The organism is Patescibacteria group bacterium, assembly GCA_023380635.1.
Lineage (GTDB): Bacteria > Patescibacteriota > Microgenomatia > JAMCZE01 > JAMCZE01 > JAMCRP01.
In genome coordinates, this window is sequence record JAMCRP010000002.1 from 120,924 (window position 1) to 145,762 (window position 24,839).

26 protein-coding genes are annotated in these 24,839 nt (G+C 46.5%); 22 read left to right on the plus strand and 4 right to left on the minus strand.

Features of this window, described 5'->3' with window-relative positions; translation table 11 throughout:
- Positions 1-25: 25 nt before the first annotated feature.
- Entirely contained in the window at positions 26-1,012 is a 987-nt protein-coding gene (locus tag M1403_03795) for a sugar phosphate isomerase/epimerase (protein MCL4398113.1), read from the minus strand.
- The gene (locus tag M1403_03800) at positions 991-3,105 is read right to left on the minus strand and encodes an O-antigen ligase family protein (GenBank protein MCL4398114.1); all 2,115 of its coding nucleotides are present in this window, start codon (positions 3,103-3,105) and stop codon (positions 991-993) included. The genes M1403_03795 and M1403_03800 overlap by 22 nt, the downstream gene beginning before the upstream one ends.
- A 251-nt stretch (positions 3,106-3,356) precedes the next feature.
- Here M1403_03800 and M1403_03805 point away from each other — a divergent pair, with 251 nt between their 5' ends.
- The 9 genes from M1403_03805 (at position 3,357) to M1403_03845 (ending at position 13,498) form a co-directional block, all read left to right on the plus strand.
- Positions 3,357-4,409 (plus strand): rod shape-determining protein, encoded by a 1,053-nt coding sequence (locus tag M1403_03805; protein MCL4398115.1) that lies wholly within the window; start codon positions 3,357-3,359, stop codon positions 4,407-4,409.
- A 38-nt stretch (positions 4,410-4,447) separates the two neighbouring features.
- The gene (locus tag M1403_03810) at positions 4,448-5,218 is read left to right on the plus strand and encodes a rod shape-determining protein MreC (GenBank protein ID MCL4398116.1); all 771 of its coding nucleotides are present in this window, start codon (positions 4,448-4,450) and stop codon (positions 5,216-5,218) included.
- A 6-nt stretch (positions 5,219-5,224) separates the two neighbouring features.
- Positions 5,225-5,545 (plus strand): hypothetical protein, encoded by a 321-nt coding sequence (locus M1403_03815; GenBank protein MCL4398117.1) that lies wholly within the window; start codon positions 5,225-5,227, stop codon positions 5,543-5,545.
- A complete protein-coding gene (locus M1403_03820; protein ID MCL4398118.1) occupies positions 5,523-7,205 on the plus strand; it encodes a penicillin-binding transpeptidase domain-containing protein in 1,683 nt (560 codons plus the stop codon). The genes M1403_03815 and M1403_03820 overlap by 23 nt, the downstream gene beginning before the upstream one ends.
- Entirely contained in the window at positions 7,198-8,316 is a 1,119-nt protein-coding gene (gene dprA / locus M1403_03825; protein ID MCL4398119.1) for a DNA-processing protein DprA, read from the plus strand. Before M1403_03820 ends, dprA begins: the two co-directional genes overlap by 8 nt.
- Before the next feature lie 10 nt (positions 8,317-8,326).
- On the plus strand, positions 8,327-10,303 hold the full coding sequence (gene topA / locus M1403_03830) for a type I DNA topoisomerase (GenBank protein ID MCL4398120.1): 1,977 nt from the start codon (positions 8,327-8,329) through the stop codon (positions 10,301-10,303).
- A 282-nt stretch (positions 10,304-10,585) separates the two neighbouring features.
- Positions 10,586-11,011 (plus strand): dUTP diphosphatase, encoded by a 426-nt coding sequence (gene dut, locus M1403_03835; protein ID MCL4398121.1) that lies wholly within the window; start codon positions 10,586-10,588, stop codon positions 11,009-11,011.
- 65 nt (positions 11,012-11,076) lie between these two features.
- On the plus strand, positions 11,077-12,018 hold the full coding sequence (locus tag M1403_03840; protein ID MCL4398122.1) for a hypothetical protein: 942 nt from the start codon (positions 11,077-11,079) through the stop codon (positions 12,016-12,018).
- Positions 12,005-13,498 carry a thymidylate synthase gene (locus tag M1403_03845; GenBank protein ID MCL4398123.1) on the plus strand — a complete coding sequence of 498 codons (1,494 nt, stop codon included), beginning with the start codon at positions 12,005-12,007 and terminating at the stop codon, positions 13,496-13,498. Before M1403_03840 ends, M1403_03845 begins: the two co-directional genes overlap by 14 nt.
- Here M1403_03845 and M1403_03850 read toward each other — a convergent pair whose 3' ends face one another.
- Together M1403_03850 and M1403_03855 are read right to left on the minus strand one after the other, a co-directional pair.
- Entirely contained in the window at positions 13,499-14,092 is a 594-nt protein-coding gene (locus M1403_03850) for a hypothetical protein (protein MCL4398124.1), read from the minus strand. It lies immediately after the preceding gene.
- Positions 14,093-14,123: 31 nt separating this feature from the next.
- Complete coding sequence (locus M1403_03855; GenBank protein ID MCL4398125.1) at positions 14,124-14,576, minus strand: NUDIX domain-containing protein; 453 nt, start codon at positions 14,574-14,576, stop codon at positions 14,124-14,126.
- Between the two features lie 39 nt (positions 14,577-14,615).
- Between M1403_03855 and M1403_03860 the strand changes: the two genes are divergently transcribed.
- From M1403_03860 to M1403_03920, 13 genes are all read left to right on the plus strand, one after another.
- Positions 14,616-15,821 carry a serine hydroxymethyltransferase gene (locus tag M1403_03860; protein MCL4398126.1) on the plus strand — a complete coding sequence of 402 codons (1,206 nt, stop codon included), beginning with the start codon at positions 14,616-14,618 and terminating at the stop codon, positions 15,819-15,821.
- On the plus strand, positions 15,818-15,967 hold the full coding sequence (locus M1403_03865) for a hypothetical protein (protein MCL4398127.1): 150 nt from the start codon (positions 15,818-15,820) through the stop codon (positions 15,965-15,967). The genes M1403_03860 and M1403_03865 overlap by 4 nt, the downstream gene beginning before the upstream one ends.
- Positions 15,964-16,701 carry a bifunctional 5,10-methylenetetrahydrofolate dehydrogenase/5,10-methenyltetrahydrofolate cyclohydrolase gene (locus M1403_03870; protein ID MCL4398128.1) on the plus strand — a complete coding sequence of 246 codons (738 nt, stop codon included), beginning with the start codon at positions 15,964-15,966 and terminating at the stop codon, positions 16,699-16,701. Before M1403_03865 ends, M1403_03870 begins: the two co-directional genes overlap by 4 nt.
- Complete coding sequence (locus M1403_03875) at positions 16,676-18,250, plus strand: hypothetical protein (GenBank protein MCL4398129.1); 1,575 nt, start codon at positions 16,676-16,678, stop codon at positions 18,248-18,250. Before M1403_03870 ends, M1403_03875 begins: the two co-directional genes overlap by 26 nt.
- 61 nt (positions 18,251-18,311) lie before the next feature.
- Entirely contained in the window at positions 18,312-19,091 is a 780-nt protein-coding gene (gene rpsB / locus M1403_03880) for a 30S ribosomal protein S2 (protein ID MCL4398130.1), read from the plus strand.
- A gap of 41 nt (positions 19,092-19,132) precedes the next feature.
- Complete coding sequence (gene tsf, locus M1403_03885) at positions 19,133-19,579, plus strand: translation elongation factor Ts (GenBank protein ID MCL4398131.1); 447 nt, start codon at positions 19,133-19,135, stop codon at positions 19,577-19,579.
- Between the two features lie 93 nt (positions 19,580-19,672).
- Positions 19,673-20,215 (plus strand): ribosome recycling factor, encoded by a 543-nt coding sequence (gene frr / locus M1403_03890; protein ID MCL4398132.1) that lies wholly within the window; start codon positions 19,673-19,675, stop codon positions 20,213-20,215.
- Positions 20,215-21,357, plus strand: coding sequence for a site-2 protease family protein (locus M1403_03895; GenBank protein ID MCL4398133.1), 1,143 nt, complete (start codon positions 20,215-20,217; stop codon positions 21,355-21,357). The genes frr and M1403_03895 overlap by 1 nt, the downstream gene beginning before the upstream one ends.
- Before the next feature lie 21 nt (positions 21,358-21,378).
- Positions 21,379-22,560: a His/Gly/Thr/Pro-type tRNA ligase C-terminal domain-containing protein gene (locus M1403_03900; GenBank protein ID MCL4398134.1), complete on the plus strand. Its 1,182-nt coding sequence runs from the start codon at positions 21,379-21,381 to the stop codon at positions 22,558-22,560.
- A complete protein-coding gene (locus M1403_03905; GenBank protein ID MCL4398135.1) occupies positions 22,557-22,922 on the plus strand; it encodes a hypothetical protein in 366 nt (121 codons plus the stop codon). Before M1403_03900 ends, M1403_03905 begins: the two co-directional genes overlap by 4 nt.
- A gap of 64 nt (positions 22,923-22,986) precedes the next feature.
- Positions 22,987-23,226, plus strand: coding sequence for a hypothetical protein (locus M1403_03910; protein ID MCL4398136.1), 240 nt, complete (start codon positions 22,987-22,989; stop codon positions 23,224-23,226).
- Positions 23,210-24,454 (plus strand): hypothetical protein, encoded by a 1,245-nt coding sequence (locus M1403_03915; protein MCL4398137.1) that lies wholly within the window; start codon positions 23,210-23,212, stop codon positions 24,452-24,454. The genes M1403_03910 and M1403_03915 overlap by 17 nt, the downstream gene beginning before the upstream one ends.
- Positions 24,455-24,504: 50 nt before the next feature.
- Entirely contained in the window at positions 24,505-24,831 is a 327-nt protein-coding gene (locus tag M1403_03920) for an HIT domain-containing protein (protein ID MCL4398138.1), read from the plus strand.
- The last annotated feature ends 8 nt before the right edge of the window (positions 24,832-24,839 follow it).

Sequence of the window (24,839 nt, forward strand, 5' to 3'; positions counted from 1 at the left end):
TAATAACGTTATTAATAACGTTGTTTCAAATATTATTCAATAAATAGCGGCAGGAATTTTCCAGATGGGCTTGGGCATTCTTAACTGCCTGTTGTTTAAATACCGGGAAGCGCAAAATAGAACTGGCGCCGTAGATCTGGCCGATTAATTCTTCTTTCTTTCCTTCGGTCATGTTAATTTCGGCGGTAATCAAGCCGGAATATTTTTGGTCGTAAAGCCAGCGGACAATTTCGGTATCTTCGGGGCTATTGATCTCGGTAGCCAGATCGAAACCGGGAAGACTGTTAGCCATGTGGAGGTGGCCCAGGCGGGGGTAAACTTTCTTAAGTGTCGAAAGTAACGGCATTTTCAAACTGATTAAAGAACAGGTGTCCAGGCAAAGGGCGAATTTTTTTTGGGGACGCTCCTTGTCTAACACCGCCAGCATTTTAAGTGGGTTAGTAGTCCAGTCAATACTGCCGTCAATTTTTTTAAAGTACTTCCAGGGATGAGTTTCCCAGTCATAAGCGTAGGCTGCCTCGTGCTCCATGGTTACTGTCACGCCAAACTTCTTTTCGGCTTCGGCCAAATAGGCTAAACTGCCACCCAAATCATGGTGGTCAAGGTGATAAGTATGAAAAACTGTGATTTTTGCACCCAGGTTTTTGGCAAAAGCGCAGGTTTTGTCGACGGTTTCCCGGAAATTTTCGTTTTTAATCCAGTTCTTGCCATAAAGGATAATTGTCGCCAGGTTAATAAGGGCCATATTATTCTTAAACGAAGCGTGGCCGAAAAAAGGAAAAGGCGCGTGGACGGCGAGAATTTTATTGCCGATAGCGGAAGTTTTTATCTTTTGAACATCCTGGTCCATGAGGAGATCATATTCAATCCCGGCGACGCCGGTTTTTTGCACTGACTGGGCATTGGTTTTTAAATCGGCATAAGTGACCGCCGGTGGCAAAATACCGGCGGGGAGAATCAGTCTTTGGGCCAGCCATTTTTGTTTGGGAGTCATGGGTTTTCCGAGAGCCATTTTATGGCCTCCTGATCGGCGCCGATATGATTAATAATATATTCCATCTCGGCTTTGGCGTGGGTTTTATCACCGGCTTGGGCGTAGAGCAGTCCCAAAGTGTAATACGCGTCGCGGTAGTCCGGTTTCAGACTGATCGTATTTTCCAAAACTTTAATCCCGGCGGAAAGGTTGCCGGTGCGCCCCAAAAGCATTCCGTAATTGTACCAGACTTTGGCATCGGTGGGGGCTAACTCTGTGGCTGTTTTAAGAGAGTCGAGCGCCGGCTGGAAATATTTTTGGTCAATTGTCGAAAGAGCGTAGAACATCTTTGTCCGGTCTTTCCAAAACGGCAGGGAATCGGGAGAAGTAGCGATTGTCTGGTCGGAATTGGTAATGGCTTCGTTAATTAAATCATTGACTGAAGCGCCAAGCTGAGGACTTTGAAGTGAAAACTTTTCCTGTGCGGAAAGCGAGGCGATAGCGGAATTAGTGGCGGAATTAATTTGGGTAAACAAAGCCGAGGCCAAAACCGCCTGGTTGTAAGCCAGTTCGTCACGGAAAGTGGGTTCGTCAGGGTTGGCGGTCACCGCTGCCTGCAGCTGGGGGTATGCCTGAACATAATCGTTAACCTGGTCAAGGTTTTTGCCCAGGGCATAGGCTTTGTCGGCGGTCCACATATTCCAAAGAGACAGCTCTAACAGGAGGCCCACAAAACTGATCGTTCCGACGGCTAGCCAGGAACCGACTCCCGGCGACGGTTGTTTCATGGCTATATTGTTAAATTGTTCTTCTTGAAGTATCAGCGCGAAAGCCGGGATTAGGAAAAAGTACAATCCGATGACCACGACAGAGAAACCAAAGAAATTAGTTACTAAAATTGTGACCCAAGCAGCGGCCAGTGCGGCGATAATCATGACATTGTTGGATTGCTTCATTGTTTTAAATATCCAAACCGCAAAACTCCCGATGATAAGCAAATAGGCAAGCATCCCCACGCTGCCGGTCGTGGCTAGCAGATTAAGATACTCATTGTGGGCTTTGTTATAAAGAAAGTCCCATTCGGAGTCCAGGTTTTTGGACACGGGCCGGTCTTTATAAAAAGAATAAGCGAAAGTTTCCACGCCGGAACCAAAAACCGGATACCTTTCCCAGACTTTGACGGCGCCTTCCCAGACGGGTTTTCGGATGGCCTCGGAATCAGTCACTCCCGGGCCGGGGGCGGGGAGACGCTGATACCACTGCCAGCCGACGACGGTCAGGATAACCAATCCCGTTATTGCCAAGCCAATTTTTATTTTTGGGCTGAGCCGGAGTAACAAAAATACCAAGGCACCCAGGCCGGCGGCCACGCCAAGGTAACCGGAACGGGACTTGGTGAAAAGCAAAGCTGCAAAATAAAGTAAAGCCAATAAAATAAATAAAATAATTTTCCGGTAATCGGTTTTCAGTTGTCGGTTGTCAGTTTTAAACAGAGAACTGAGAACTGGTAAACGGGTAGCTGAAAACAGAAAACCGAGAACTGATAACAGGAGAACATCCAGATACGCTGCCATCCAGTTGGGCTGGCCCAAAGTAGCAAAGACCCGGCCCTGGACATCCTGAACCCAGCAGTCATCACTAAACTTTCCGGTAATCAGTAAACACGACGGCGAATGGCCGAAGTGCTCCATCGCGCCCCAAAGCGAAACGATGACGGCCGAGGCGAAGGAAATTAAGAGGATTTTTTTAATATGATCTTTAGTCAGATTGGAAACGGCGGCGAAATAAAGCAAAATATACGAAGCGCTGGCTAAGAGGCCCTCATGGAAGCGGGAATAATAGCCCCAAACTGAAATATGCGGGTCAATGCTAAAAATTGTTGAGAGAACATGAGCGCCCAAATATAGAATTAGAGGAATCTCCAAAAAACTGCGCCGGTAGACGAACTTTTTGGCGGCGATCATCTTGATCAGCCACGCTCCGGCCACGACTACCGTTAAAGCGTAAACCAACATCATTTTGTTATATTCGAAAAGCTCCGAGGTCTGGGAAGAAAACACCAGTGGTACCAGGAAAAACAGCAGGTAAAATGAGGCGGAAATAATTAAATCGGAAAGACCGATCAGATTCACAAAAATGATTATACCGGGTTACCGGAGGCGCGTCCAGATTTTTCTGCTGGTTTAGCCGCCTGGTGCCGCTTATAAATTGGGCACTCCTTAAAATTATTGAGGCAGTGGCACTTTCGGCTAGGGCGGTTTGGGTCGATGCTTTTCTTATTCTCGGAATAGTCACAATAGGTGGCAGGGATAATATCGTATTGGCCGGGATATTTTAGACCTTCACATATTCCATTCATGGCAGGATATTGTATCATAGAGCTATGCTCGATTACCTTTTCGGGTTGGTTTCCTATGACATGGGGATCGATTTGGGAACGGCCAATACCTTAGTCTTAGTCAAAGATAAGGGGATTGTGATTCGCGAGCCGTCGGTTGTCGCCATTCACAAAAAAACTAAGAATGTCATCGCTTTGGGAACGGAAGCTAAAAAGATGCTGGGACGGGCGCCGGAGACGATTAATGTTATCAGGCCGCTTTCTGACGGGGTGATTGCCGACTTTGATGCCACCGCGGCAATGTTGGCCAACTATATTAAACTGGTTCACCAGACGCCCGGGGTGATTCCCAAAATTCCCAAACCAAAAGTAGTCATTGGCATTCCCTCAGGAGTTACCGAAGTCGAAAGACGCGCTGTCCAGGAAGCAGCTCTCGCGGCAGGCGCCCGTAAGGCCTACCTGATTGAAGAGCCGATGGCAGCGGCCATTGGGATTAATTTGCCGATTGATGATTCCAGCGGGTCTATTATTGTGGATATCGGCGGCGGGACGACAGAAATGGCCGTCACGGCTCTCGGCGGAATCGTGGTAAACAAATCTATCAGGGTAGCCGGGGACGAGATGGACGAAGCGATCATTAACTTTTTAAGACTGAAATACGGTGTCCTGGTGGGTCAGCCGACGGCGGAAGCTCTGAAAATCTCGATCGGATCGGCAGCGCCTTCTAAAAACGAAGAAGAAAAGTACTCAGTTGTCCGCGGCCGGGATTTGGAATCAGGCCTACCTAAGTCATTAAAAATTTCAACTTCGGAAATTCGGGAAGCGTTAAGTCCTGTTATTAACCAGATTGTGGCCGGTATAGGATCATTGCTGGAAGAAACTCCGCCGGAACTAGCTTCGGATATTGTTAACCGTGGGATTGCTCTGGCTGGCGGCGGGTCCCAGTTGCGAAATATTGATATCGCTATTTCCGAGGCGACCAAAGTGCCGGTTTGGGTCGCTGATGACGCGTTAACCGCCGTGGTTCGCGGCTGCGGCAAAGTTTTAGTTGATGAAAAACTTTTGACCAGAGTTAGGGTAACCGGCGGATTAAAGTAGGTTGCAATCAAATGGCTTAATTCGTATACTTTTCCTACATGACGGACCTGCGGCTGAGGACATTTTTAGCTCTTTTTGGCGCCACAATTCTCATTTATTTCCTCGACGGAATGGCCTTTCTTAATCCGCTAAAATCTATTGTTCAAACAGTGACTATGCCCATTCAGTATTCTGTTTACACTTCATCGCAATCGGCGCAGGACATCTTTTCTTTTTTAACTTTCTGGCGTTCCGGCGAAGCGAGAATTAAAAATCTTGAACAGCGCAACGCGGAACTCTTGGCCGCCAAAAACGAGGCCGACGCTTTAAGAAAAGAAAATAACGAACTGCGGGCGCAACTGGGAGTAAAACCGTTGGCGGAGCATCAACTCCTGCCGGCCATTGTGCTGGGAAACGGGCGCTACCTGGAAGTTGGAGTCGGGATTAATGACGGGGTTACTCCCGGACAAACGGTCATCTACTTGAATAACCTGGTCGGCAGTATCGTTAAGGTGACGCCCAAAACTAGCTTCGTTCAGCTGCCAACTGACCCTCAGGCGAAGATTCCCGCCAAGATAAACCAAGCTAGAGGTTTAATTATAGGACAATTTAATTCCTCAATGATGTTAGATCGGGTAGCCCAAACTGAAGATATTGCGCAGAATGATTTGGTTTTAACTTCCGGTGAAGGCGGCACCTTTCCGCCGGATCTGGTGGTGGGAAAATTGGGAAAAATCGAAAGTGCCGAGACCGACCTGTTCCAAAAAGGTGAAGTGGTGCCGGCGGTTGATTATCAAAATCTGACGACAGTGTTTGTGATAATGGATTAGGCCTTTATGATTTACGCTTTTTTGGCTATCGTTTCAGTTTTTCTCCAGGCCATTACCCCGGTTTTGAATTTGCCGGTCCTGGTTGTCATCTGGGCAGCAGGCACAAAAGTGAATGCCGGAAAAGCCTACCTGTTAGCTTTTGGCACGGGGCTTTTGGGCGATCTGCTCCTGGGTAATCAGCTGGGGGTGTTGGCCGGGGCCTATCTTCTGTTTGTCCTGGCAGTTTACCTGTTCAAATCCCGGTTTCCGTTTAACGGCTGGTCACTTTTAATCTTTCTAATCGTTTCCCAGGTGATTTTCTTTTATGCTCGGGCATTTATTGGGTGATTCCATTAGCCGGACTGACCGGCGAACCGGTCTGGGGCGAAAACAGACGGCGGATAATTTCGGCAGCGACCATGGCGGCAGCTTCCGTTTGATCGGGGTTCAGTTGCTGGCAGCAGCGGCTTTTTTGTGGCTTCTGGCCACCCTGGTAAAAACGCAAATTTTTGCCGGGGAATACTACCGTGATTTGGCTGCCCAAAACCATCTCCGGGAAGTGCCGATTCACGCTCCGCGGGGCATTATTTTTGACCGTAACGGCACGTCGCTGACCGCTAATCTACCCTCTTTCCGGTTTAATAACCAGACCATTTCCAAGGATCAGGCCATTGTTCTGGAAGCGGAAGGGAAACAGCCGGAAGTAGACTCGGTGCGGTCCTATCTTAAAGGAGCGGCGTTTGCTCATTTATTGGGATATGTTTCGGAAGACAGCGTTTCGGCCGGCTACAAAATCGGCCAGGGCGGAGTAGAAGAAACTTATCAGGATAGGCTGAAAGGAACGGACGGGAAGGAATTAATTGAAGTGGATGCGGTGGGCAAAAAAATCCGGACTATTTCCACAGTCCCGCCGACACCCGGGGAAAATTTAACTTTAACCATTGACGCTCCTCTTCAGGAAGCGGCTTATACCGCCTTAGGCAACAAACCGGGAGCGGTGGTGGCCGCTAACCCCAAGACAGGGGAAATTCTGGCCCTGGTTAGCAGCCCGTCTTTTGACCCGAATGTGTTTACGGATTATTCTCTATCAGAATCAGAGCGCTCGGCAGACATTTCCGGACTATTTTCTGACCCGAATGAGCCCATATTTAATCGTGCAATTAGCGGAACATTTCCCCCGGGGTCCACTTTTAAAATAGTTACCGCGACGGCTGCCCTGGAAACAGGAGCAATAACTGCAGCTACCCAGGTTGAGGATACCGGCGAGCTGGTCGTGGGCCCCTATAAATTTCCAAACTGGAAATGGCTGCAGGATGGAGGAACCCAGGGCGTGCTTGATGTTGTCGGGGCTATTCAAAAAAGTAACGACATTTTTTTCTACCGGGCCGGAGAGTGGACGGGAGTGGATCAGCTCATGGCCTGGGCGAAGCGTTTTGGGTTGGGGAAGAAGCTGGGAATTGACTTGCCGGGAGAAGCAGCCGGGCTGATACCCGACCTTGCCTGGCGGGAAGAGAATGCCCGCAACTGGTATCTGGGCGACACTTATCACGCCGCTATCGGCCAGGGAGATATTCTTGTCACCCCTTTGCAGGATAATGCCTGGACCAATGTTGTGGCCAACGGAGGCAAGCTTTGTACCCCGCATGTACTTCAAATTCCAAATTCCAAATCCCAAATTCTAAACTGCAGGGATTTAGGGATTAAACAAAGTACCATTGATCTCATAAAAAAAGGCATGGAGGCAGCCTGCGCGCCGGGGGGAACGGCTTATCCGATGTATGATTTTCAGGTAAACGGCAAGCCCGTGCCAACGGCTTGCAAAACCGGAACGGCGGAATACGGCGATCCAAAATTGGGCAAGACTCACGGCTGGCTGACGATTTACGCGCCGGTTGATGACCCTACTATCTCGGTCACGGTTTTAGTAGAAGGCGGCGGAGAAGGTTCGGATGTGGCCGCGCCGGTGGCCAAAAAAATCCTTCAAGAGTGGTTTAACAGTAATGACTGAAGAGGAGAAATATCTGGTAGCCTTTAGCACTGTAATCGGCATCGGTTCGGCCAGGTTGTCGTTGCTTTTAAAATATTTCGGTAGCGCGGAAAAAGCCTGGAAGGCAACGGAAGAAGACTTAAAACAAACTCACCTGCCAAAAGACGCGTTAATCGAACTTCTTAATCAGAGGAAAATATTAAAATTAGACCAATATATTGAGAACCTGGAGAAAAGCGGAATAAAATTTCTCACAATTCATAGTCCGGACTACCCTAAGCGGTTAAGAATTATTCCTGATCCGCCGAATATCCTTTACATCAGAAGTAAACTGGCAGGAGAGCAGGTAAGCAGGATAGTGGAAAATAAAACTATTGGCGTCGTCGGGACAAGAAAAATTACGCAGTACGGGAAAGAAGTAACGAAGGAACTAACGGCGGGACTGGTAAGCGCCGGGTTCACGATTGTGTCAGGTATGGCACTTGGGGTAGATGGGGTGGCCCATGGTACGACCCTGAACTGCGGCGGAGTAACAATTGCGGTTCTCGGTGTCGGCGTAGATGTCATTTATCCCAAAGAGCATACGGAACTTTATTATCAAATAATTGAATCCGGAGGAGCCATTGTTTCGGAAGTGGCACCAGAAAAGCATGTCATTCGCGGTGTTTTTCCGGCCCGAAATCGGATTATTTCCGGGCTTTCCCAGGCGGTTTTGGTGACCGAAGGGGCGATTGACTCGGGCAGTCTGATTACGGCCCGGGCGGCTTTGGATCAGGGTCGGGAAGTGTTTGCCGTGCCCGGGCCGATCAACTCGCCGATGGCGCAAGGGACCAACTACCTTCTTAAACAGGGAGCAAAGCTGGTGACCGGGGTGGAGGATATTTTACAGGAACTTGGCTATACAGACGCTGACAAGCGCGGGCAGACGCTGGCTGATATAAGTAAGCAAATACCGACGGGAGGTACGCGGGAAGAACAGGCGGTTATTGATCTGCTGGTTAACGAACCGATGGAGTTTGATGATTTAATAAAAAAGAGCGGTTTAGAGGCAGCGCGATTAGGGGCAGTTTTGACAAATTTAGAACTGGGAGGGAAAATTCACGCTTGCGGACTAAGATATAGTCTGCAATAGTTAAAAGAACATGGACTTGATAATTGTCGAATCACCAACCAAAGCCCGGACGCTTTCAAGGTTTTTGGGCAGCGGATATCAACTGGAAGCCTCGATGGGTCATGTCCGGGATTTGCCGGAAAAACGGTTGGGAATTGATCCGGAGCATGATTTCGCTCCGGAGTATGTCGTGTCGCCGGATAAAAAAGAGAAAGTAAAAGAACTGCAGACGGCGGCGGCCAAAGCGGAAAAGATTATTCTGGCCACCGATCCAGACCGGGAAGGAGAAGCCATTGCGTGGCATATAAACGAAATAATAACTAAGAAACAAGAAACAAGAAACAAGATCGAGCGGATAACTTTTCATGAAATAACCGAATCGGCCATTAAAGAAGCCTTGGCTCATCCGGGACAGATTAATATGCCGCTGGTGGATGCTCAACAGGCGCGGCGGATACTTGACAGACTGGTGGGTTATAAATTGTCACCGCTCCTGTGGCGCAAAATTCGCCGGGGACTGTCAGCAGGCCGGGTGCAAAGCGTGGCTGTCCGGCTGATCGTTGAACGCGAGCGGGAAATTCAGGCGTTTAAGCCGGTAGAGTATTGGGAAATACTGGCGAAACTCCAAACTCCAAATTCCAAATTCCAAAGTGAATTTGAAGCAAAATTAATTAAGCAGGAAATAAAAAATAAAGAAGAAGCGGATAAAATAGTCGGCGAGTTGCGGGGGGCGCAGTATCAAGTCACGGATATCCAGTCTAAAGAAGTAAAACGCAATCCCTACCCGCCGTTTACGACCTCGACAATGCAGCAGGCAGCATCCAATCTTTTTGGCTGGAGTGCCAAACGGACGATGCAGATTGCCCAAAACCTTTACGAGCGCGGTCTTATTACTTACCACCGGACTGACTCTACTAATTTAGCCATTGAAGCGGTTAACGCGGTTAGGGCTTACATTAATAAAAGTTTCGGCGAAAGGTATTTGCCGGAAACTCTCCGGTTTTACAAAACTAAATCCAAGGTAGCCCAGGAAGCTCACGAAGCTATCAGGCCGACCAATGTTGAACGGCCGGAGATTACCGAAGAAGGCATTGATAAGGAACAGAAAAGACTTTACGAATTAATCTGGAAACGGTTTGTGGCTTGTCAAATGGCCGAAAGTCTTTACAAACAGTCAACCGTGGATGTCACCGCCGGAAATTACACACTTCGGGCTAACGGCAGCAAAATTTTGTTCGAAGGCTGGCAAAAACTGTTTGGTAAATCCGCCCAAGGCGGGGAAGAAGGTGATGAAGAAACAATTTTGCCGGAATTGTCTGTAGGCGATATTCTCCGGTTGCTCGGTCTGACACCTTCCCAGCATTTTACCGAACCGCCGGCAAGATACACCGAAGCATCTCTAATTAAAGCCCTGGAAGAATACGGGATCGGCCGGCCAAGCACTTATGCGCCGATTATTTCCACCATTCAGGATCGGCAATATGTGGAAAAAGAAGATAAAAAACTGCTCCCGACGGCCCTCGGGATGGCGGTTAACGACTTTTTAATGGCGAATTTTGCCAACATCATGGACTACAAGTTCACGGCCGGGATGGAAGACCAACTGGATGAGATTGCCAACGGCGAAAAACAATGGGTGCCGGTGATCCGGGAATTTTATGAACCGTTTAATAAACAGCTGGGCGGGGTAACTGAAACGGCGGCCCGGGTAAAAGTCGAGGTAGAAACGACTGAGGAAAAATGCCCCAATGACGGCGCGCCGCTGGTGGTGCGGATTGGCCGATTTGGCAAGTTCCTGGCCTGCAGCAAATTCCCGGACTGCAAGTTTACCAAGCCCTATGCCAAAATTACGGGGATTAAATGTCCCAAGTGCGGCGGAGATGTAATAATGAAACGAACTAAAAAGAAAAAGAGTTTCTATGGCTGCAGCAATTACCCGAAATGCGATTTTGCTTCCTGGACGAAGCCAAAGACAGAGAACCAGACACCAGTCAGTGTCGGCAAATAGTAATTTTGCTCCAGTTTGATCTCTTGAACGGATTCTGTTTTTTTTGATATGTTCTATACATGCTACAGTTATGCCCCGAGCGAAAAGTGAAAAAAATTCCTCTGGGAAATCGCGGCGACCCGATTCCTACCAGCAAAGCCGTAGACTACATTCAACATGGCGTTAACGCTCGAGATCTGACTTCAAGTGTTTTTGATGAGCCTGGAGGGCAGTGCCGTGATTGTATTGTGACTAATTGTCCCAATCGAGTAGGTAAAAGCGTTATTCCTCAGCCCTCAAACCATGAAGGTCAAAATCAAACGGTTTGATAAATCTTTGCCCCTGCCTGAATACAAAACCGCCGGAGCGGTTGCATTTGACTTACCGGTTAGAAATGAAGAGGTTATTGCTCCCGGCGAAGTGAAACTGGTGGCCACGGGTTTAGGGCTCAAAATTCCTAAAGGTTATTTCTTATGGATCGCCCCGCGCAGCTCAACTTTGTTAAAGCATCATCTTTTGGCCTCAGCGGGGGTTATCGATCAGGATTACTGCGGCAATGAGGACGAAATTCATGTTCAGATAATTAATGTCAGCCGGGAGCCGGTAAAAATCGAACGAGGCTGGCGCTTGGCCCAGGGTATTTTTGTCAAATTTTCTAAATTTGAATTTACTGAAGTCCGGGTAATGACAAATAAATCCCGCGGAGGTTTCGGGACAACCGGACACTAGGGTCTTGTAACTTCCAGACCAATTTGTTATTTTGCAAAGAAGAAAATTTCTGCCTCATTTTGGCTATGGCTTTAAGTCCTGACCGTTATACATTTAAAAATCAAACTTCAGAAGGTGAAGTGACCGTTAAGAACGGTATTTCTGAGCTTTGGATGCTTTCGTCCGCGCAGCAGGAAGGAATTCTGGCTCAGGCAATGGTTCGTTGGGAACAGTGTAATGGAATGACTTTTGAGTCATTGGGAATTAAAATCACGGCTGCAGATTTAGTCAGGCCAAATAATCTATATCCCAGCTCGAGACTAAACGACCGGGATATTTTATCTGCTCTGGTCACCGGCACTTTGGAGCTTTATCCATCGGAGGCAATTAAAAACCTAACTAAAAATGGTATTGATGTTGGTATTTGGGATGGAGTTTTCGGCAGCCCGGGGCATTATTATGTTCAGGATCATGATAACGAAGTCTTAATTATTAATCCCGGAGATCGGGAACACATTAGTAAGCTTTGGAAAGGTCCGAAGGAAATTCAAAGAGTCAGGCAATTACATTTGCCAAGAATAGACTATGATTGCACTCTTAATGATCATGATGGCGGCATAATCATGGAGTTTGCGGTGGCTCACTTGTTTGGAATTTGGCCGGCAATTCGCATGACGGATTTGAACGCGTCTCTGGAAACCAGATCAAATGCCGGGCGATGGTGCCAAGCCGGTGCTGTAAATTCCGTTACTGCCCAGCAGGGATTTACAGGAGTGATTACCGCCGAAGCGACGAGTTACGCCCAAAAACCCGAGGTCTGGGGCACAAGCTGGCTGCCTTACCAGTTCATGTTTAATTATGTCCAGCCTGGTTTAAACAGAGAATATACGCGAACTTTCAGTGACGCACCGGTTAAAACTGCTGAAGAGGCAGCCAGAGATTTCAGACCGGAAATGATGCTGCCACGACTCATGAAAAGGCAAAGATCGGTAATTTCTTTCCCAATAAGCAACAATGGACATCACTGAAGCCCCAACCAGAGAGAAATTTGACGGAACAATTAAACCTTACTACTTTGAAATTAACCTAGCAGTGGGCGGTCGGCCTGACATTGGTTTGGCAACACTTTGGACTGCCCGGGGCCAGCTCGACAAAAAATTAGATTCGTCAAACTATGGTTTACGCGGACCTTTATATTCTGAAGCCGGCGCCGAGTGGCTGGTTCGGGATGTTTTGGCGAATCCTTCAATCCGAACTGTAGTTTTTTCAGGAGCTAATGCCAATGATTCCTATAAGGGGTTGTTAGCGGTCAAAAACAACGGCATAAACTCTGACGGTGAAGTCCTGGGGTTAGTTGGTCCTGATGGAAAACCAGCGGTGAAATTTGCCCAGCCAGGCTTAAGTCAAGAAGCGGTTGATTTATTTAGAAATAATGTTGAGGTAGTTAATATGCTTGGGGAAAACTGGGAAGTGGTGCAACGAAGGATTCAAGAAATTCCTGCCAGGTCACCGTTCATGTCTGAAAGGCTTCTTTTTCCAAAAGTAGCTTTTGAAGCAGAGAGGCTGCCGGGAGAAAGAATCGGTGTTAGGGTTGAGCGGGAAAGAATTGCTGATGCCTGGGTGGAATTGCTGGCAAAAATAAGGCGTGAAGGAGTTATTAAAAATTCGGATAAAGGTCAAAAAATCCAAGAATTGGCAAGTTTAAGTGTCATTATTCATGAGGATCCGGAAACTCTCTTGGAAAAAATCCCTGGATGGTTTCCGATTAGCCGAGCGAAAATCGAACAGTATCTTCCCCAAATGTTGGACAAGACACCACCCGAAGGAGTGAATATGGCCTACACATATGGAGCTAAGATGCAAAATTATGAGGGTTTAGACCAGCTTCAAGAGTGTGTAAATCTAATTAAATCGGAACTGGATACGAAAAGAGCTTATGTTACTACTTGGCACTTACCTAATAATCTCATTGATCAAGTGGCCTCGGCGCCCTGCCTGACGGATGTCAACTTGCTGGTTCAGGACAGGCAACTCTTAATGGTCGCGCACTTTCGCAGTAATGATATGGTTCGGGCTTGGCCGTTAAATGCTTATGGTCTTCGGGCTCTTCAAGGAAAATTGGCAAAAGAAATCGGGATCAGCGCCGGGCCTTTGGAAATTAAATCTAATTCGGCGCACATTTGGGAAGAAACAGCTCCCCAAGCCGACGATATTATAAAAAGTCAATATAAACGAGTTCGGTTGCTTTGGCAGGAGGACCCGCGAGGAAACTTTATTATTGCTGTTAACGACAAGAGCAGATTAATAGAGGTCTATCACTTAGATAGAAGTGGCAACATGACTGGAAAAGCTTTTAAAGGCACCGAAGCCCGAGAGCTTTATAAAGAGATTATTGATGAGCAAGATTTGGTCTCCATGCCCAATCATGCAGCCTATCTGGTTGACCAGTTACATCTGGCCGAGCAATGTTTAAGAACCGGAGTGCCGTTTATTCAGGAAGAAGCTTAATTAGAAAGGCAAATCTTCTTTATCTTCCTCATTATCGGGGCGGCGGTACCAGTCAGAAAAATTTCTTTCCAAGTCTAGCCTAATTCGATCACCGTTTTGGCCATGACGGGCCAGTTTCACTACATCTCCCCAATCAACAGTTAACAGTCTGACCCGCATATCTTTTAAGGGGATAATCCGCCGGTCTTTACTGCCATTGATGAAACTGTGGGGCCGGTATCGGCTGATGGCTGTCTGGGGTTTGCTGGGCGAGAAGAGTTCCTCAAGGTGGTCACCAAAAGCTTTGCGTTTCAGTTCCCGGGATTTGCCTAAAACTTGCCGAGCAGTGGGGCGGTAGCGCACCATACCTTTTTCTCTCTTAACATAATCACGGACACAGTGAACAACGACTCCATAATCAGTTTCATAAATTCCGAGTGATTTTAGAGACTGGTAGTAACTAGCCAGCCAAAGGAGTTTAATTACCTCGCCGGCTGCCGGTTCCTCGGCAGATCGCTTTTCCAGGGCTTTTAGAATTTCCAGATTTTTATCTTTTTCCCAGGTGACAATTTTGGTTGCGTGATCATTCGGAATTTCTGGAGATTTTGAGGCCATGGCGTCATTATCCGGCCGGATTTTTGGGTTATCAAGAATGATTAATTGTATCAATCTGTCTTAGCAGTCGCGACAGAAAATCTTTTTGGGCGGGGAGAATAATTTTTTCCGCTTCCTGTAGCGTAAAGTATCCGCCTTTATCAATTTCCGGCCAGCCGAATTTAGTTTTGTTGCTGACCAGTTTTGCCGGGTCGAAGCTACCATCTTCAAAGGCCCAGGCAAAAATATTTTTTCCGTTAGGATAGGTAACAGATCCAAGTTCCGAATAGACATTTTCAGGTCTTAACACAATTCCTGTTTCTTCAGAAAATTCCCGTTTTGCCGTTTCCAATAAGTCTTCATTATCGTGCCGCTGGCCTTTGGGAATTCCCCAACAATCAACTCGTCGGGCAAAAAACGGTCCGCCGGGATGAACGAGAAAAACCTCCAGCCGGCTATTTCTATAACGGTACATTAATAATCCGACACTCACTTTGCTTGCCATCTTCATACAGTTTATCACTGATAATGCTAAAATTGCTTCATGGATAAGCAAATTGTTGATTTAATTGCCGCTGAAAAAAAACGCCAGGAAGAAGTGCTGGAGATGATCCCGTCGGAAAATTACGAATCGCAAGCGGTGTTGGAAGCCACAGGTTCGATACTGGCCAACAAATATTCCGAGGGTTATCCTGGCAAAAGATATTATCAGGGAAATAGAATCATTGATCAGATAGAGATCCTGGCTATTGAAAGATTCAAAAAATTATTCGGAGTACATTATGTTAATGTTCAGCCGTACTCCGGCAGCCCGGCTAACGCCGCGGTATATTTTGCTCTTTTAGACCCCGGCGACAAAATCATGGGTCTGGCGCTGTCTTCGGGAGGTCATCTTACCCACGGTCATCCGAACATCACTTTTTCCGGGAAATTTTATACTTCAGTCCAATATGCTGTCGAAGAAAACGGGTACATCAACTACGACAAATTAGAAAAACTGGCAGAAGCCGAAAAGCCAAAGATAATAGTCTGCGGGACAACTTCTTATCCGCGGACTTTGGATTTCAAAAGGTTTTCGGAAATTGCCAAAAAGGTTAACGCTTACCTTCTGGCCGACATTTCCCATATCGCCGGGCTGGTTGTTGCGGGAGTGCACCCGTCTCCGGTCGGATACGCCGACATTATTATGACCACTACTCACAAAACTTTGCGCGGGCCAAGAGGGGCGGTTTTAATGGCTGATAGTGAAGAGATTGCCAAGAAAATTGATAAAGCTGTTTTTCCCGGTCTTCAGGGCGGCCCGCATGAAAATGTTATCGCGGCGATGGCTGTGGCCGCAAAGGAAGCGGACACCGCAGAATTTAAAAAATACGGCGAACAGGTTGTTGCCAATGCCAAAGTTTTGGCCCAAACACTACTAGATAACGGTATTGATTTGGTTTCCGGAGGAACAGACAACCATTTAATGGTAATAGATTTGCGCCAGTTAAATAAGACCGGTAAAGAGATAGCTGAGCAACTTGAAGAAGCAGGAATCGTGACCAACAAAAATGCCGTTCCGGGCGACCCTTTGCCACCGGCCATTACTTCCGGAATAAGACTGGGGACACCCGCGATTACTACCCGGGGGATGAAAGGGCCGGAAGTGAAGCTGATTGGCGGTTGGATTTCCGGTATAATCACCGGAAAGTTAACTACAGAAGGTGTGGCAAAGGGGGTTAAATCTCTTTGCCAAAATTTTCCTCTATGAAGAAAGAATTAAAAATAGAGCCGGGACTGAATAGTCGATTGGTTATCTCGGACATGAGATACGAAGAAGAGCTAGTATCAAAAGTACTTGTGGCGCGTAAAAGAAGAGAAGAACGGCAAAAGAAGCGTTCTGAGAAAACTTCATGATTATTGACGGAAAAGCTATCGCTGCCCAAAGGGCAGAAATTCTAAGAAACAAGATACAAGTTTTAAGCAAAGCTCCAAAGCTGGCGATTGTTTTGGTCGGCGACGACCCGGCCAGTAAAACTTACGCCAATCTCAAACTAAAAAAAGCTCGGGAGCTGGGTATTGATGCGGAAATACGCAAAGACTTAAATACCGACGCTGACGGAATTATTGTCCAATTGCCGGGAGGAGAAAATCTGATAAAAGATATTCCCCCGGAAAAAGATGTGGACGGATTAACGGGAAAATCAAAATTTCTGCCGGCAACAGTGAAAGGCATTGTCACATTGTTAAATGGCTACATTGCAAAGAATTTTAACAGTGTAGCAATTCAACAATGCAACAATGTTACTGTGGTCGTGGTTGGTCAAGGTCGACTGGTGGGCAAACCCTTGGCGGATTATTTGGAAAAACGAAACTACAAGGTAATCCGCGGCGACATTAATACTCCCGACCTGAAAAGCGAAACTCTAAAGGGAGATATTCTGGTCGTGGCGACGGGAGTACCGAATCTAATTAAGGCGGATATGGTTAAACCCAGGGCGGTGGTCATTGATTGTGGTTCGCCAAAAGCCGAGGTAGATTTTGAAAAAGTAAAAGATGTCGCGGGCGCCATCACTCCGGTTCCCGGTGGCGTCGGCCCGCTGACGGTGATATCCTTGTTGGAGAATGTCGTGGAGGCCGCAGGTTCCTAAGCCCATTTGGATAATCCTCATCATCGGAACGATTTTATATTTTCCGACGCTTTTCAATGGTTTTGTCTGGGATGATGAAGAGCAGATTTTGAATAATCCGCAGATATTATCGCTGGCAAACATTCCCCAATTTTTTCTAGGCAGCACTTTTAACAGCGGGGGGAGCGCCAATGGCCTAACTGGTCTGTACTACAAACCGCTGATGACCACAGCCTTTGCCCTTCTCGGTTCCACCGTTGGGCCGGTGCCGTTTTATTACCACGCTTTGCAGATGGCGTTGCATCTGGCCAATACGGTCTTGATTTACTTAATCCTCAAATATCTTTTTGAGAAATTCAAACTGGATACCCGCCTGTCCTTGGCAGCGGCGCTATTATTTCTAGTCCATCCGATTAACGCCGAAGCGGTGGTTTATGTGTCCGATTATCAGGAAGTCCTGTTTTTCCTCTTTGCCGCTTTAGCTTTCTGGCTAATTCTCCGGGGGAAAAATGTTTTCTATTCGAGTCTACTTATTTTGCCGTCGCTTTTGTCCAAAGAAACCGGAGCCGTCTTCGCCATGATTATTTTTGTTTATCTTTTCCTTTTTGACCGGAAAAAGGTCAGAGATTATGTCCAGGGTATCGCCGTGGTTTTGGGAGTCTATGCTTTTTTGCGGTTTGCTTTGGCCGGGATCGGATTCAATAAACACGGTCTGACACCGATAAGTACCATGAATTTTACGGAGAGGATGGTTAATGTGCCGCAGATTATTTTTACTTACCTGCGTAATTTTTTCTGGCCAGCGAACTTGGCCATTAATCAGCAGTGGGTGGTCAGAAGCATTGACCCATTCATTCTTATAATTGACTTAAGTTTCTTAGGCCTCTTAAGCATTTTAAGTTTCTTAATATTTAAAAAAGCACGATCAATCCTGCCACTTTGGTTTTTCTTCTTAATTTGGTTTTTGTTGGGTTTGGGTTTTCATCTGCAATTCTTTCCGTTGGATCTGACAATTTCGGACAGGTGGTTTTATTTGCCGATTGTCGGGCTTTTGGGAATGCTGGCGGTTTTCGGGTCGCTTAGAAAATGGGGAATGTGGGGAGTTTGGGGGCTATGGATCGTGGTATTAGTTTTGGCCGGCAGGACCTGGGTGCGGGAGTTTGACTGGCGTGATGGGCTGACACTTTACAGTCACGACATTAATTTATCGCCGAACGCTTTTGATTTGGAAAATAATCTGGGAGTGGAACTTTTCCGGGCGGGTCGGATTGAAGAAGCCAAGCCGCATTTTGAAAAATCGGTGGAGCTGTCACCGAAATGGTGGACCAACTGGAATAACCTGGGGGCTGTATATGAACAGGAGGGAAACCTGGATTTGGCGGCGCAGGACTACCGCAAGTCAATTGATAACGGGCAATATTACTTAGCTTACCAAAACTATGCCGGAATTTTGATTAAAGAAAAAAAGTACACTGAAGCGAAGGAGTTTCTGGAAAAAGAGGCATTGCCCCGGCTGCCAAATAATGCCCGCTTGCAGGAATTGTGGCTGGCGGTATATAATATGAAGTAATACGCACGTTTCGGCGGGTCCCTGAATCTACGCCGAACGGAGGACTAAGGGACAATTTCAAATGACGGACATCACTCTAAAACAATTATTAGAGGCCGGGTGCCATTTTGGGCATCAGACCAACCGTTGGCAGCCGAAAGCGGCTAGGTTTATTTATGGAGAGCGCGAAGGCGTTCATATTATTGACCTGACGAAAACCCGTGAAGGTCTGCTCTCTGCTGCCAAGTACCTTCATGACCTGGCCAAAAGCGGCGGCACGATTCTTTTTGTCGGCACCAAACGCCAGGCCCAGCCGGTCTTAACCGAAAATGTTGCCCGGATGAAAGGAGCTCTGCCTGAAAATAGTAACTTTTACTATCTCACTAACCGCTGGCCGGGCGGAGCCCTGACCAATTTTGAAACTATTAAACACAATAATCTTGATTCGATCCTCAAACTTCGAGAAGACATTGCCAACAGCAACTTTGTCACTAAAAAAGAAAAACTTCTGGCCTCCCGGAAACTGGAAAAATACGAACAGCTTTATGGCGGACTGGTTGGTCTTTCTAAAATTCCGGACGCGATTTTCCTGGTGGATATTAAACGGGATGACCTGGCGGTTCGGGAAGCAACGCGAACCGGAGCGACTATCGTTGCTATTACCGACACCAACACCAATCCGGAACCGGTGAAATACCAGATTCCGGCTAACGATGATGCCGTCGGAAGTATTAAAATAATTATGGATTACCTTGTTGATGCTTGGACTGAGGGCCGGCAGGAAGCGGTCAAGGATGCCGAAAAACAGGCCAAAGAGGAAGCCAAAAAGAAAGCAAAAGAAGAAAACGGCGAAAAGAAATAAGCAATTTCCAAGAAACAAGATACAAACCAATAACTAATTTCATGGTATCAGTAGATCAAATCAAAAAACTTCGTGAGCTTACGGGGGCCGGCATTGCTGATTGCCGGGAAGCTCTGGAAGCCTCCAAGGGAAATATTGAAAAAGCCCAGGAGATAATTAAGGAAAAAGGTTTAGCCCGCGCGGCCAAAAAAGGCGAACGGGAAACCCATAACGGCGTCGTCTTTTCCTATGTTCATGGCGGTCGAATTGGGGTATTAGTCAGCCTTTTGTGCGAGACTGATTTTGTCGCCAGAACAGATGACTTTCAAACTCTTGGCAAGGAAATTTGCCTTCAGGTAGCCTCCATGAAACCGGAAACGGTAGAAGATCTCTTAAAACAGGAATCCATCCGCGATCCCAAATTGACGATTGATGATATGATTAAGGAAGTAATCGGGAAGTTGGGAGAAAATATAAAGGTGGGAGAATTTTCTAGAATAACAATTTAAAATTTACAATTTAAAATTTGAACTGAATTTGAAAATTTAAATTTGAAATATTTAAAATTGATTTCAAATTTCGAATTTCAAATTGAAAATTGAGTGGACGATATAACCGCGCAAGTTACTCCGAAATTTCAAAAGGCTATTGAGGTGGTTAAGCAGGATTTAAATACGATCCGCACCGGCAAAGCCTCACCGCAATTAATCGAGAATTTAATCGTTGAAGCTTACGGGACCAAGATGAAACTGGTGGAATTGGCTACCATTGCGGCTACTGACGCGAATACTATTGTCATCACACCCTTCGACCAGGCTAATGTGGAAGCGATCATTAAAGCTATTTCTGCGGCTAATCTTGGATTGACGGCTATTCCTGAAGATACCCGGGTCAGAGTTGTAGTGCCTCCATTGTCTGAAGAGCGCCGTCAGGAATATGTTAAGCTGGTTAAAACCAAAATTGAAGGCGGAAAGATTATGATTCGGCAGATCCGCCACGATGCCATGGAAGATGTTTCTAAAGCCGAAGCCAATGAAGATGAAAAGGAACGCATGGAAAAAGAAGTCCAGGCGCTGACGGATAAAATGGTTGCCGAACTAGACACTCTGGCGCAAGCGAAAGAAAAAGAGTTAATGAGCCTCTAATGATTTTAACGATTATTGTTTTTCTGGTTATTCTCTCTATTCTGGTTCTCGTTCATGAAACGGGCCATTTTCTAGTGGGGAAATGGGCCGGAGTAGGGGTGGAGGAGTTTGCTTTGGGGTTGCCTTTTACGAAGCCTATACTGAGTAAAAAGTTGAAAGACGGGATGAAAATTTCGTTATACCCGTTGCTGTTTGGCGGTTTCGTCAAACTACTCGGTGAAGAAAATGAAAAAGAGCGCGTTTCCGGGATTAAGGGAAAATATTTTTATCAAATTAATGTCTGGCCGCGAATTGCCGTGGTCTTGGCCGGAGTAACCATGAATGTATTTTTGGCCCTGGCGGCCTTTTATTTTTTCCTGGTCCTATCCGGATTCAAAGTCTTAATTCCAAAACTCGCAGACTATAATTTCCGCAGCCCGAATCAGACGCTGGTAGTGGCCACTTTTGTGGCCAGCGGCAGTCCGGCAGATAAAGCGGGACTGCTGCCCAGCGATGTCCTGCTTTCGGCTGACGGGCAAAACTTCACGAAAATACCGGAGTTTCAATCCTATATTAAAGCCCATGCCGGATCAGAGGTAAAACTAAATGTTACAGATAGCACGTTGTCTACCAATAAAACCGTCACTGTTGTTCCCCGGGTAAACCCGCCGGCCGGGCAGGGGGCGCTGGGAATCGGTATTGGTGAAGCGGTCGAACTTAACTATGCCACGCCCCAACAGAAAGTCTTGTCCGGCTTAAGCTATGCCGTGGACATGTTTGTTTATAACTTCAAAGTGATCGGCAGTTTGGCTACGGCCGCTTTCAAAACCAAAAATGTCGAGCCGCTCGCGGAATCGGTTTCCGGGCCTGTAGGGATTGCTTCGGCAGTGGGAAGTATTTTGGACCTTGGTGGCAGTACCGCGGTAGTGCAATTAGTAAATCTGCTGGGATTATTGTCGCTCTCTCTGGCTTTCATGAATGTTTTGCCGTTTCCAGCCCTCGATGGCGGCCGGTTCGCTTTTCTGTTCGTGGAAGCGGTCAGCGGTAAAAAACTCCCCGCGAAATATGAGAATCTGATCAATCAAATTGGCATGGGAATCCTGTTTATTTTTATTATCCTCGTCTCTTTCAGCGATATCTCCAAACTCTTCCTTTCCCGCTAGCTTCCTGTTAAACTTATAGAGATGCGGCAAAGTCAATTGTTTCCAAAAACCATAAAACAAGCGCCGGCAGGGGCGGTGGCGGAAAATCACAAACTACTTGTTAGAGCGGGTTTTATTGATCAACTCATGGCCGGGTCGTGGACTCTTTTACCTCTAGGTTGGAGAGTAGTTAACAAAATTAACAACATTATCCGTGAAGAAATGAACGCCACCGGGGCGCAGGAAGTCCTCATGCCTCTCATGCATCCAAAGGAAATCTGGGAAGAAACGGGGCGGTGGAACAGTGCTTCGGAAATAATGTATAAACTCAAAGATGTCCGGGAAAAAGATCTGGCGCTGGCTTTTACCCATGAAGAAATTGTTTTGGACCTAGTCCGTAAACATTTGGATTCGTATACCGACTTGCCGATTAAAATCTACCACTTCTCAACGAAATTCCGCAATGAACCCCGGGCCACCGGCGGAATTTTGCGCGGCCGGGAATTTATGATGAAAGATCTTTACAGTTTGCATGCCAGCGAAGAAGACTTCTGGAAATATTACGAAGAGGTCAAAGAAGCTTATCTCAAAATTTTTTCCCGGCTGGGATTAAACGCCATTGTGACTGAAGCTTCCGGCGGAGTTTTCACCGACAGACACACTCACGAATTTCAGGTGGAAGCGGTTTCCGGCGAAGACACAGTTTATGTGGACAAATCCGGCAAAGGCGTTAATAAGGAAATTTTTGATGGGGTGGAAGCGGAATACAAAAAAATCACCGCTATTGAGGTAGGCAATATTTTTGCTTTTGGGACCTATTACAGCGAGAAGATGGGCGTGTATTTTACGGACAAGAACGGTCAAAAGCGACCGGTGTGGTTTGGTTCGTACGGCATCGGGCCAACCCGGGTGATGGGGACGATTGTCGAGATTTTCCATGACGACAAAGGCATTGTCTGGCCGGAAAGCGTTGCGCCCTACAAGTATCACCTGATTGGCCTCAATGGTAAAGGTGAGGATATATACAAAAAACTTCTTGACGCCGGAGCGGAAGTACTGTTTGATGACCGGGATGTTTCTGCCGGAGAAAAGTTTGCCGACGCGGACTTAATCGGGATCCCATACCGGCTGGTCGTTTCGGATAAAACCGGAGATAAAATTGAGGTTAAGAACAGAAAAACCGGAGAGATCGAATTGCTAAAATTTGATGATCTTATAAAATGATCAACAGTTCTGAGTATTGGGAAGGTCATTGTTCTCGCTCACTAGGACATACAATTTCTAGTGATAATCCTCAGAGAGTAGCTGCGTGGATAGTTAATCACACGCTCAGTAGTCGGGGTAATGATCTTCTTGGACGGTCGTTTACCGCCTGTAATAATTTTGAAATCCGGGGTAGCAATTCTGCAGATGTTCAGGTAGCCCGGGTTAATTTTGATATATTTTTTAATAAAAATATTGGTGTTTTAGAAGGCATTGCCGGTCTTGATGGACAACTTCGGGAAGGAATCTTTCCCTGGCACTTTCTGGAATTATTCTTAGGAGAATTGGAAAAAAAGCGAGTTAGAATAGACAGTTTTATTTAATTTGATCTATTTATTTCTGCTTTATCTCGCTTGATTTTCGGATAAGGTTTGGTAACCTGATTGGGTGATCCAGAAAATTGACCTGCCGGTTTCCGTTGCCTTTACCGATTCTCCAAAAAAACTTCTTTTTGAAGGCAGAGAACACTTAATTAAGAAAGTAGGCTATCACCATGTCTTTCGTGAAGGCCGAACCTTGTTCCATGTTTTTTCCGTGGCTTCGGACTCAATGTTTTTCCGGCTGGTTTTAAACACAGAAACGCTAAAGTGGCGCCTGACGGAGGTGGCAGATGGAGAGGTTATTTAATCCTAAACCCGGGACTATTTTACATTTGGATCTGAATTCCTGCTTTGCTTCGATCGAACAGCAGGCCAATCCGTTTTTAAGGGGGAAACCGATCGTCGTCGCCGCGTATGATTCCCCCGGCGGTTGTATTGTCGCTCCTTCGCGCGAGGCTAAAATTTTGGGAATAAAAGTCGGCATGCGGGTTAAAGAGGCCCGGCTCATATATCCGAAGTTAATAGTTAAAACTCCGGACCCGAATAAGTACCGGGCCGTTCATCTGCAGCTAAAAACTTTATTGTCAGAGTACACTGACGATTTTTCTCCGAAGTCCATTGACGAATTTGTTTTAAATCTGGAAGGGGCTCCGGTGACGCGAACGAAAAATGTTACCGAAGTAGCTTTGGAAATAAAACGGCGGATAAAAGCGGAAATCGGGGACTTCCTGACGGTTTCGATGGGGATAGCCCCGAACCGGTATTTGGCCAAGGTAGCTGCCGGGTTGCATAAACCCGACGGATTGGATGAAATTAATGAGACAAGCTACCGAGAAATATATTCGAAACTGGCGCTTATGGATTTGACCGGAATTAAGAAAAATAACGCTGTCAGGTTAAACAGTGGCGGCATTTTTACTGTGATGGATTTTTATAACGCTGATATGATTAAACTAAAAAACATCTTCGGGGGAATCTTTGGCTGGTATTGGCATTTAAGATTGCATGGCTTTGAAATCGACGATGTGGTTTTCGGGCGCCGGTCATACGGGAACAGTTTCTCGTTGCCAAAACCATACTCCACGCCGGAAGAGTTGGTACCTATTTTGGTAAAGCTTGTAGAAAAGACCGGCTTTCGGATGCGCCGGGCGGGATACTTTGCCCGCGGAGTACATGTATCGTTACTTTACCGCGACTGGTCCTATTGGCACCACGGCGAGAAAACGCAGGAATTACTTTTTGACGGCCGGGATATTTATCGCCACGCGTTCGGTATTTTGCTGCACTGTCCGTACCGTAAACCAGTCCATACTTTAGCCGTGTCTTGTTTTAATCTGGAGAATAGCGGCAACCGGCAGTTGTCACTCCTCCAAGATTTAGATAAAAAAGAAAAAGTGGTCGAAGCGATGGATGAGATTAACGAAAAATGGGGTAACTTTGTGATTACACCGGCCATGATGCTGGGCACCAAAAGTTTAGTTCCTGACCGGATTGCTTTTGGGGGAATCAAAGAACTGGAAGAACTTTACGCTTAAGACCTCTCTTGCCCCCATTTATTAAAAGATTTACAATATCGCCAAGGCCTATGGGGACTTGTGTTTTCTGTCGGATAATTAAAGGGGAAATACCAATGAACTTTGTTTATCAGGACGAGGAAATCGCAATTTTCCCGGATAAAAACCCAGCCGCGCCGGTCCATTTGCTTTTTATCCCAAAAAAGCATATTTCAGATTTGACCGAAGCGCCGGACGAGATGGTCTTAAAAATTCAGAATAAAATCTTAGAAAAAATAAGAGAATTAGGATTGGTGGAAAAAGGATACAGAATTGTAATCAACGGCGGAACGGCTAAAGCAATTCCGCACTTACACTTTCATCTGTTAGGACAGGTGGGAGTCGAAAGAAAAGTTTAAGGAGGTGT

Bases quoted from the DNA above. Each gene is read 5' to 3' on its own strand.
- M1403_03795 (MCL4398113.1), bottom strand. From the start codon at position 1,012: ATGGCTCTCGGAAAACCCATGACTCCCAAACAAAAATGGCTGGCCCAA.
- M1403_03805 (MCL4398115.1), top strand. From the start codon at position 3,357: ATGCTCGATTACCTTTTCGGGTTGGTTTCCTATGACATGGGGATCGAT.
- M1403_03810 (MCL4398116.1), top strand. From the start codon at position 4,448: ATGACGGACCTGCGGCTGAGGACATTTTTAGCTCTTTTTGGCGCCACA.
- M1403_03815 (MCL4398117.1), top strand. From the start codon at position 5,225: ATGATTTACGCTTTTTTGGCTATCGTTTCAGTTTTTCTCCAGGCCATT.
- M1403_03820 (MCL4398118.1), top strand. From the start codon at position 5,523: ATGCTCGGGCATTTATTGGGTGATTCCATTAGCCGGACTGACCGGCGA.
- dprA (MCL4398119.1), top strand. From the start codon at position 7,198: ATGACTGAAGAGGAGAAATATCTGGTAGCCTTTAGCACTGTAATCGGC.
- topA (MCL4398120.1), top strand. From the start codon at position 8,327: ATGGACTTGATAATTGTCGAATCACCAACCAAAGCCCGGACGCTTTCA.
- dut (MCL4398121.1), top strand. From the start codon at position 10,586: ATGAAGGTCAAAATCAAACGGTTTGATAAATCTTTGCCCCTGCCTGAA.
- M1403_03840 (MCL4398122.1), top strand. From the start codon at position 11,077: ATGGCTTTAAGTCCTGACCGTTATACATTTAAAAATCAAACTTCAGAA.
- M1403_03845 (MCL4398123.1), top strand. From the start codon at position 12,005: ATGGACATCACTGAAGCCCCAACCAGAGAGAAATTTGACGGAACAATT.
- M1403_03850 (MCL4398124.1), bottom strand. From the start codon at position 14,092: ATGGCCTCAAAATCTCCAGAAATTCCGAATGATCACGCAACCAAAATT.
- M1403_03855 (MCL4398125.1), bottom strand. From the start codon at position 14,576: ATGGCAAGCAAAGTGAGTGTCGGATTATTAATGTACCGTTATAGAAAT.
- M1403_03860 (MCL4398126.1), top strand. From the start codon at position 14,616: ATGGATAAGCAAATTGTTGATTTAATTGCCGCTGAAAAAAAACGCCAG.
- M1403_03865 (MCL4398127.1), top strand. From the start codon at position 15,818: ATGAAGAAAGAATTAAAAATAGAGCCGGGACTGAATAGTCGATTGGTT.
- M1403_03870 (MCL4398128.1), top strand. From the start codon at position 15,964: ATGATTATTGACGGAAAAGCTATCGCTGCCCAAAGGGCAGAAATTCTA.
- M1403_03875 (MCL4398129.1), top strand. From the start codon at position 16,676: ATGTCGTGGAGGCCGCAGGTTCCTAAGCCCATTTGGATAATCCTCATC.
- rpsB (MCL4398130.1), top strand. From the start codon at position 18,312: ATGACGGACATCACTCTAAAACAATTATTAGAGGCCGGGTGCCATTTT.
- tsf (MCL4398131.1), top strand. From the start codon at position 19,133: ATGGTATCAGTAGATCAAATCAAAAAACTTCGTGAGCTTACGGGGGCC.
- M1403_03895 (MCL4398133.1), top strand. From the start codon at position 20,215: ATGATTTTAACGATTATTGTTTTTCTGGTTATTCTCTCTATTCTGGTT.
- M1403_03900 (MCL4398134.1), top strand. From the start codon at position 21,379: ATGCGGCAAAGTCAATTGTTTCCAAAAACCATAAAACAAGCGCCGGCA.
- M1403_03905 (MCL4398135.1), top strand. From the start codon at position 22,557: ATGATCAACAGTTCTGAGTATTGGGAAGGTCATTGTTCTCGCTCACTA.
- M1403_03915 (MCL4398137.1), top strand. From the start codon at position 23,210: ATGGAGAGGTTATTTAATCCTAAACCCGGGACTATTTTACATTTGGAT.
- M1403_03920 (MCL4398138.1), top strand. From the start codon at position 24,505: ATGGGGACTTGTGTTTTCTGTCGGATAATTAAAGGGGAAATACCAATG.